Here is an 8,201-nt window from a genome sequence, read left to right on the forward strand (position 1 = left end):
AGCGAGAATTACTCGTCTTCCAGTTCGATGTTGATACCCAGCGAACGAATCTCTTTCAACAGTACGTTGAAGGATTCTGGCATGCCCGGTTCCATCTGATGGTTGCCGTCTACGATGTTCTTATACATCTTAGTACGACCATTCACGTCATCAGACTTAACGGTGAGCATTTCCTGCAGGGTGTATGCTGCGCCGTATGCTTCCAGCGCCCACACTTCCATCTCCCCGAAGCGCTGACCACCGAACTGAGCCTTACCACCCAGCGGCTGCTGAGTAACCAGGCTGTAAGAACCGGTAGAACGAGCGTGCATCTTGTCGTCGACCAGGTGGTTCAGTTTCAGCATGTACATGTAACCTACGGTTACCGGACGCTCGAACTGTTCACCGGTACGGCCGTCAAACAGCGTAATCTGACCAGACGTTGGCAGACCACCCAGTTGCAGCAGCTCTTTAATTTCAGCTTCTTTTGCACCGTCGAATACCGGCGTTGCAATTGGCATACCCTTACGCAGGTTTTCCGCCAGACGCAGAACTTCATCATCGCTGAAGGTGTTCAGGTCGACTTTCTGACGCACGTCGGTACCCAGATCGTAGGCACGCTGGATGAACTCGCGCAGTTTCGCGACTTCTTCCTGCTGCTTCAGCATGGCGTTAATCTTGTCGCCGATACCTTTCGCAGCCATACCCAGGTGGGTTTCCAGGATCTGACCGATGTTCATACGAGACGGTACACCCAGTGGGTTCAGTACGATATCTACCGGCGTACCGTTAGCATCGTGCGGCATATCTTCGATCGGGTTGATCTTAGAGATAACACCCTTGTTACCGTGACGACCTGCCATCTTGTCACCAGGCTGGATCTGACGTTTAACAGCCAGATACACCTTAACAATCTTCAGCACGCCTGGTGCCAGATCGTCGCCCTGAGTGATTTTGCGGCGTTTCGCTTCGAGTTTTTTCTCGAACTCGTGTTTCAGTTCGTCATACTGCTCAGCCAGCTGTTCCAGCTGATTCTGTTTCTCTTCGTCGGTCAGGCCCAGCTCCAGCCAGCGATCGCGTGGCAGTTTGTCGAGCTTCTCAGCTTCAACGCCACCGGCAACCAGCACCGCATAGATACGGCTGAACAGACCCGCTTCGAGGATTTGCAGTTCTTCAGACAGGTCTTTCTTAGCCTGTTTGAGCTGCATCTCTTCGATTTCCAGCGCACGCTTATCTTTCTCAACGCCGTCACGAGTGAAGACCTGAACGTCGATAACCGTACCGGAAACACCGTTTGGTACGCGCAGAGAAGAGTCTTTAACGTCAGACGCTTTCTCACCGAAGATAGCACGCAGCAGTTTCTCTTCTGGCGTCAGCTGGGTTTCGCCTTTCGGTGTAACCTTACCAACCAGAATGTCGCCGCCGGTCACTTCCGCACCGATGTAAACAATACCGGATTCATCCAGTTTGGAGAGCGCAGCTTCACCCACGTTAGGGATGTCGGCAGTGATCTCTTCTGGCCCCAGCTTGGTGTCACGGGACACACAGGCCAGTTCCTGAATGTGGATGGTGGTGAAACGATCTTCCTGAACCACACGCTCGGAGACGAGGATGGAGTCTTCGAAGTTGTAACCGTTCCACGGCATGAACGCTACGCGCATGTTCTGACCGAGCGCCAGTTCACCGAGGTCGGTGGACGGACCGTCTGCCAGCACGTCGCCGCGCTCAACTGGCTCACCCAGAGATACGCAAGGCATCTGGTTGATACAGGTGTTCTGGTTAGAACGGGTGTATTTGGTCAGGTTGTAGATGTCGATACCCGCTTCGCCCGGATACATCTCGTCTTCGTTAACTTTGATAACGATACGGGATGCGTCAACGTACTGAACGGTACCGCCACGCTTAGCAACTGCTGTAACACCGGAGTCAACGGCAACAGCACGTTCCATACCGGTACCAACCAGCGGCTTATCAGCACGCAGAGTTGGAACGGCCTGACGTTGCATGTTCGCACCCATCAATGCACGGTTGGCGTCATCGTGTTCCAGGAACGGGATCAGGGACGCACCGACGGATACCACCTGTTGGGTGGATACGTCCATGTAGTCAACCTGGTCGCGGCTGAACAGGCTGGATTCGCCTTTGCTACGGCAGGTAACCAGATCTTCTACAAAGTGGCCTTCGTCATCCAGGTTGGAGTTCGCCTGAGCGATAACGTAGTTGCCTTCTTCGATAGCAGACAGGTAATGAATTTCGTCGGTAACCACACCGTCGGTCACTTTACGATACGGGGTCTCAAGGAAACCGTATTCGTTTGTCTGTGCGTACACGGACAGGGAGTTGATCAGACCGATGTTTGGACCTTCAGGCGTTTCGATTGGACATACGCGACCGTAGTGAGTCGGGTGTACGTCTCGAACTTCAAAGCCTGCACGTTCACGGGTCAGACCGCCTGGGCCGAGTGCAGAGATACGACGTTTGTGCGTGATCTCAGACAGCGGGTTGTTCTGGTCCATGAACTGAGACAGCTGGCTGGAACCGAAGAACTCTTTCACTGCCGCAGAAATCGGCTTGGCGTTGATCATATCCTGAGGCATCAGGGTATCCAGATCGCCCAGAGACAGACGCTCTTTCACCGCACGCTCTACACGAACCAGGCCAACGCGGAACTGGTTTTCCGCCATTTCGCCTACGGAGCGGATACGACGGTTGCCGAGGTGGTCGATATCGTCCACTTCGCCTTTACCGTTACGGATATCGATGAGCTTCTTCATCACTTCAATGATGTCGTCTTTGCTCAGGATACCGGAACCTTCGATTTCGTCGCGCAGCAGAGAACGGTTGAACTTCATACGACCTACCGCGGACAGATCGTAGCGGTCTTCGGAGAAGAACAGGTTCTCGAACAGGCTTTCAGCCGCTTCGCGAGTTGGTGGCTCACCAGGACGCATCATGCGGTAGATTTCAACCAGCGCGCTCAGACGATCGTTGGTTGGGTCGACGCGTACAGTCTCAGAGATGTACGGACCGTGGTCCAGATCGTTGGTGAACAGCGTTTCGATACGTTTGTGGCCAGACTGGCTCAGCTTAGCCAGCAGATCCAGGCTCAGCTCCATGTTCGCCGGGCAGATCAGCTCGCCAGTTGATTCATCAACGTAATCTTTCGCGGCTACTTTTCCTGCAATGTATTCAACCGGAACTTCGATGTGTTTGATATCATCTTTTTCCAGCTGGCGGATGTGGCGCGCGGTGATACGGCGACCTTTTTCCACATACACTTTGCCGTCGGCTTCGATGTCGAACGACGCGGTCTCACCACGCAGACGTTCCGGCACCAACTCCATCTGCAACTTGTTGTCGCGGATTTCAAAGATCACTTTCTCAAAGAACAGGTCCAGGATCTGCTCAGTGGTATAGTTCAGTGCACGCAGAATGATGGTTGCAGGCAGCTTACGACGACGGTCGATACGGACAAACAGGTTGTCTTTTGGATCGAATTCGAAGTCCAGCCATGAACCACGGTAAGGAATGATGCGTGCGTTATACAGTACTTTACCGGAAGAGTGCGTTTTACCTTTATCGCTGTCGAAGAAGACGCCCGGGCTACGGTGCAGCTGGGAAACGATAACACGCTCAGTACCGTTGATAACGAAAGTACCGTTGTCCGTCATGAGTGGAATTTCACCCATGTAGACTTCTTGTTCTTTAATGTCTTTTACGGTGCCTTCCGGCGCTTCGCGCTCGTAGATCACCAGACGCAGTTTTACGCGCAGCGGTGCGGAATAGGTCACGCCACGGATCTGACATTCCTGAACGTCAAACACCGGTTCGCCAAGGCGGTAGCTGACGTACTGCAGCTCGGAATTACCGCTGTAGCTCTGAATCGGGAACACGGAACGGAAGGCTGCTTCCAGGCCGTACTGCCCTTCAGGATCTTGCTCGATAAACTTCTGGAACGAGTCAAGCTGGATAGAAAGGAGATATGGAATGTCCAGAACTTGTGGACGTTTACCAAAATCCTTACGAATACGTTTTTTCTCGGTATAGGAGTAAACCATAGGGTTCCTCAGCTCGCTGACAAGTCGACCCATCTGTCCGACGAAGGGACAGTTTGTGCAACACCATTTTGTGGACCGGAAAATTGAATACTTTCCGCAATACCTGTTGCTATCACGCTTAAACCATTTCATTGCGATTTACACAGAGCGAGCACCCTGTCGCAGTATATTAAGTCGTCGATAGAAACAAGCATTGTCAGGACAACCAGCAGTCAAACAGTGTGAAATGCTGCTGATGCCTTACAGCGCAAAAAGGCTGGTGACTAAAAAGTCACCAGCCATCAGCCTAATTACTTAGGCTGCAACCAGAAAAGTTGGCTTATTTAACTTCAACTTCAGCGCCAGCTTCTTCCAGAGATTTTTTCAGTGCTTCTGCGTCGTCTTTGCTCACGCCTTCTTTCAGCGCAGCTGGAGCAGATTCTACCAGGTCTTTAGCTTCTTTCAGACCCAGGCCAGTTGCGCCACGTACTGCTTTGATTACAGCAACTTTGTTCGCGCCAGCAGCTTTCAGAATTACGTCGAATTCAGTTTTTTCTTCAGCAGCTTCAGCCGGGCCCGCAGCTACAGCTACAGCAGCAGCAGCAGAAACACCGAATTTTTCTTCCATTGCAGAAACCAGCTCTACAACGTCCATTACGGACATAGCTGCTACTGCTTCAATGATTTGATCTTTAGTGATAGACATTTAAATTGTTCCTGAAAATCAGAATAAGTTTATACGTAAGCAAATGCTTTATAAAGATAACTGCGATTAAGCAGCTTCTTTCGCATCGCGTACAGCAGCCAGAGTGCGAACCAGTTTGCCAGCCGCAGCTTCTTTCATGGTTGCCATCAGGCGTGCAATTGCTTCTTCGTAGGTCGGCAGGGTGGCCAGGCGATCGATTTGCGATGCCGGGATCAACTCACCTTCAAAGGCTGCAGCTTTGACCTCAAATTTTGCATTCGCTTTCGCGAACTCTTTGAACAGACGAGCAGCAGCGCCCGGGTGTTCCATAGAGTATGCAATCAGGGTCGGACCAACAAACGTGTCTTTCAGGCACTCGAACTGAGTACCTTCAACTACGCGACGCAGCAGGGTGTTACGAACAACACGCATGTATACGCCAGCTTCACGACCTGCTTTACGCAGTTCAGTCATTTTGTCTACAGTAACGCCACGGGAATCCGCAACTACTGCAGACAGCGCGCCTTTGGCTACTTCGCTGACTTCAGCAACAATCGCTTGTTTGTCTTGAAGATTTAAAGCCATTAGCTTTGCTCCTGGATGTTTGCCGGAACTCATGTTCCGGAACTCACTTCACTCGACCCAACGGGAAGAGCGTCTTAATACGGTGAGCAGAAACAAGCCAGAGTATTTAAAATAATCTTAGCGTTCTGTCACCGTCTACGCAGGGGATTAAGTTTCTTGCGAAACACCTGCGGTCTTCGACGGAGGCCTGGATAGGCCAGGCTCCAACGAACAATTCTTTTAGCCGCTAACTTTTGTTAGCAAACGTGGGGGTAAGATTGTAGACAAAATCACCGCCCACGTAAAGGCATTAGTTTGCAGCAGCGCTCAGGCCAGCCTGGTCAACTGCAACACCTGCACCCATGGTGGTGGAGATGCTAACTTTCTTGATGTACACGCCTTTCGCCTGAGTTGGTTTAGCTTTTTTCAGCGCAACCAGCAGAGCTTCCAGGTTTTCTTTCAGTTTGTCAGCGTCAAAGTCCACTTTACCGATGGTGGTGTGGATGATGCCGTTTTTGTCGTTACGGTAACGAACCTGACCTGCTTTAGCGTTCTTAACCGCTTCAGCAACGTTAGGAGTTACAGTACCCACTTTCGGGTTTGGCATCAGGCCGCGTGGACCCAGAACCTGGCCCAGCTGGCCAACAACGCGCATTGCATCTGGAGAAGCAATAACAACGTCAAAGTTCATTTCGCCTTTCTTGATCTGATCAGCCAGATCTTCCATACCTACCAGTTCAGCGCCGGCAGCTTTAGCCGCTTCAGCGTTTGCACCCTGAGCAAATACAGCTACGCGTACGGAACGGCCAGTACCGTGTGGCAGTACAGTTGCGCCACGAACGTTCTGATCGGATTTACGAGCGTCGATGCCCAGGTTAACGGCAACGTCAACGCTTTCAACGAACTTAGCAGTTGCCAGTTCTTTCAGCAGAGCGATAGCTTCGTTGATGTCGTACTGTTTGGTCGCATCAACTTTGTCACGGATCACGGACATGCGCTTGGTCAGTTTAGCCATTTCTTAGTCCTCCACTACCAGGCCCATGGAACGTGCAGTACCTTCAATGGAGCGAGTCATCGCTTCAATGTCGGAACCAGTCATGTCGGCAGCTTTGGTCTGCGCGATTTCCTGCAGCTGAGCGCGGGAAATTTTACCCACTTTGTCTTTGTTCGGCTTACCGGAACCAGACTTGATGCCCGCTGCTTTCTTCAGCAGAACTGCTGCTGGAGGGGTTTTGGTAACGAAAGTGAAAGAACGGTCAGCGTAAACAGTGATTACAACTGGGATTGGCAGACCTTTTTCCATGGATTCAGTTTTGGCGTTGAACGCTTTACAGAATTCCATGATGTTCACACCCTGCTGACCCAGAGCTGGACCAACTGGTGGACTTGGGTTCGCCATACCTGCTGCAACCTGCAGCTTGACGTAGGCTTGTACTTTCTTAGCCATTCTAAAATCCTCTGATTGGGTAATAACGCCTCGGAGAGGCTCCCCGTGAATAAAATTCGTTTTACGGGTCGGAACCCATAAAAACAAAAGGCGCGAAATTGTATTCCAATCTCGCGCCCTGTGCAACGATTAAATCGTCGCTTTTTTGATCGCTGCTTAGGCTTTTTCTACCTGAGCAAAGTCCAGCTCTACCGGGGTCGCACGACCAAAGATAGAAACGGAAACTTTCAGGCGGGACTTCTCGTAGTCCACTTCTTCGACGACGCCATTAAAGTCAGCAAACGGACCGTCGTTAACACGAACCATCTCACCCGGTTCAAACAGCGTTTTCGGACGCGGTTTATCACCCACCTGCTGGAGGCGGTTCATAATCGCATCAACTTCTTTGTCGCTGATTGGCGCCGGACGGTCAGATGTGCCGCCGATAAAGCCCATCACGCGTGGTACGCTGCGCACCAGGTGCCAGCTCGCGTCGTTCATCACCATCTGAACCAGCACGTAACCCGGGAAGAATTTACGCTCGCTTTTGCGACGTTGGCCGCCACGGATCTCAACCACTTCTTCGGTCGGAACCATAACTTCGCCAAATAACTCTTCCATATTGTGTAATTTGATATGCTCACGCAGCGACGTAGCTACGCGGCCTTCAAAACCGGAAAACGCCTGAACGACGTACCAGCGCTTTTTAGGGGCTTCAGACATCTCAGAACCTCAGGCCAGTGATAAAGGATACCAGGCGAACCAGAATACCATCCAGTCCCCACAGGATCAGTGACATTACAGCGGTTACCGCCGCTACAATCAGCGTGGTGTGCAATGTTTCCTGGCGAGTCGGCCAAATGACCTTGCGGACTTCGGTACGCGCTTCGCGGGCAAACGCAACGGTCGCTTTGCCTTTCGTCGTCAACAGCGCGACACCACCCGCCGCAGCAATCAGAATTACCACTGCAAGCGCGCGTAGCGGCAGCATCATGTCACGATAAAGATAGTTGCCGACAATCGCCACAATCAGCAGCACGGCTACAACTACCCATTTCATCGCTTCCAGGCCGCGCCCGCTCCCTTGAGCTTCGGTATTCGCACTCATAAACCAACCTGTCAGAAGTATTCTACAAACATTTTCACCCCGCGAGTGCGAGGCAAACCAATCGAAATGCTATTCGCTTTTCGTATTATACGCTCTCCGCAGAGCCTGTCTCAGCAATGATTATGACAAAATTAATCACTGATGAGCCAGGTTCTGATGTGAAAGCGTGCAAAAAGGGCATCAAATGATGCCCTTTTATTGCGCATTGCGTCAAATGTTATCAGCGATTAGCCGAGAACTTTAGCAACAACGCCCGCGCCAACGGTACGGCCGCCTTCACGGATTGCGAAACGCAGACCGTCATCCATCGCGATTGGGTGGATCAGAGTCACAACCATCTTGATGTTGTCGCCTGGCATTACCATCTCTACGCCTTCTGGCAGTTCGATGGTACCGGTCACG

7 protein-coding genes and 1 pseudogene are annotated in these 8,201 nt (G+C 51.7%); all 8 read right to left on the bottom strand.

Annotated elements, in window-relative coordinates:
• Nucleotides 1–8: 8 nt before the first annotated feature.
• Nucleotides 9–4,037, bottom strand: coding sequence for a DNA-directed RNA polymerase subunit beta (gene rpoB, locus ACNQ0T_RS21835; RefSeq protein WP_023299068.1), 4,029 nt, complete (start codon nt 4,035–4,037; stop codon nt 9–11).
• A 319-nt stretch (nt 4,038–4,356) separates the two neighbouring features.
• Nucleotides 4,357–4,722 carry a 50S ribosomal protein L7/L12 gene (rplL, locus tag ACNQ0T_RS21840; protein ID WP_002445276.1) on the bottom strand — a complete coding sequence of 122 codons (366 nt, stop codon included), beginning with the start codon at nt 4,720–4,722 and terminating at the stop codon, nt 4,357–4,359.
• Between the two features lie 66 nt (nt 4,723–4,788).
• Nucleotides 4,789–5,286 (bottom strand): 50S ribosomal protein L10, encoded by a 498-nt coding sequence (gene rplJ / locus ACNQ0T_RS21845; protein WP_003862338.1) that lies wholly within the window; start codon nt 5,284–5,286, stop codon nt 4,789–4,791.
• A 289-nt stretch (nt 5,287–5,575) separates the two neighbouring features.
• The gene (rplA, locus tag ACNQ0T_RS21850; protein ID WP_006810530.1) at nt 5,576–6,280 is read right to left on the bottom strand and encodes a 50S ribosomal protein L1; all 705 of its coding nucleotides are present in this window, start codon (nt 6,278–6,280) and stop codon (nt 5,576–5,578) included.
• Nucleotides 6,281–6,283: 3 nt separating this feature from the next.
• Complete coding sequence (rplK, locus tag ACNQ0T_RS21855) at nt 6,284–6,712, bottom strand: 50S ribosomal protein L11 (RefSeq protein ID WP_003862340.1); 429 nt, start codon at nt 6,710–6,712, stop codon at nt 6,284–6,286.
• 156 nt (nt 6,713–6,868) lie between these two features.
• Nucleotides 6,869–7,414: a transcription termination/antitermination protein NusG gene (gene nusG, locus ACNQ0T_RS21860; protein ID WP_003862341.1), complete on the bottom strand. Its 546-nt coding sequence runs from the start codon at nt 7,412–7,414 to the stop codon at nt 6,869–6,871.
• A 1-nt stretch (nt 7,415) separates the two neighbouring features.
• The gene (gene secE / locus ACNQ0T_RS21865) at nt 7,416–7,799 is read right to left on the bottom strand and encodes a preprotein translocase subunit SecE (RefSeq protein ID WP_003862342.1); all 384 of its coding nucleotides are present in this window, start codon (nt 7,797–7,799) and stop codon (nt 7,416–7,418) included.
• A gap of 227 nt (nt 7,800–8,026) precedes the next feature.
• Nucleotides 8,027–8,201 (bottom strand): annotated as a pseudogene (gene tuf / locus ACNQ0T_RS21870) (elongation factor Tu); the annotation flags it as partial.

Origin of the sequence: Enterobacter cloacae complex sp.6700776, assembly GCF_048284255.1 — a bacterium.
In the GTDB taxonomy this organism is placed as follows: domain Bacteria; phylum Pseudomonadota; class Gammaproteobacteria; order Enterobacterales; family Enterobacteriaceae; genus Enterobacter; species Enterobacter intestinihominis.

Bases quoted from the DNA above. Each gene is read 5' to 3' on its own strand.
- nusG (WP_003862341.1), bottom strand. From the start codon at position 7,414: ATGTCTGAAGCCCCTAAAAAGCGCTGGTACGTCGTTCAGGCGTTTTCC.
- rplA (WP_006810530.1), bottom strand. From the start codon at position 6,280: ATGGCTAAACTGACCAAGCGCATGTCCGTGATCCGTGACAAAGTTGAT.
- rplJ (WP_003862338.1), bottom strand. From the start codon at position 5,286: ATGGCTTTAAATCTTCAAGACAAACAAGCGATTGTTGCTGAAGTCAGC.
- rplL (WP_002445276.1), bottom strand. From the start codon at position 4,722: ATGTCTATCACTAAAGATCAAATCATTGAAGCAGTAGCAGCTATGTCC.
- rpoB (WP_023299068.1), bottom strand. From the start codon at position 4,037: ATGGTTTACTCCTATACCGAGAAAAAACGTATTCGTAAGGATTTTGGT.
- secE (WP_003862342.1), bottom strand. From the start codon at position 7,799: ATGAGTGCGAATACCGAAGCTCAAGGGAGCGGGCGCGGCCTGGAAGCG.
- rplK (WP_003862340.1), bottom strand. From the start codon at position 6,712: ATGGCTAAGAAAGTACAAGCCTACGTCAAGCTGCAGGTTGCAGCAGGT.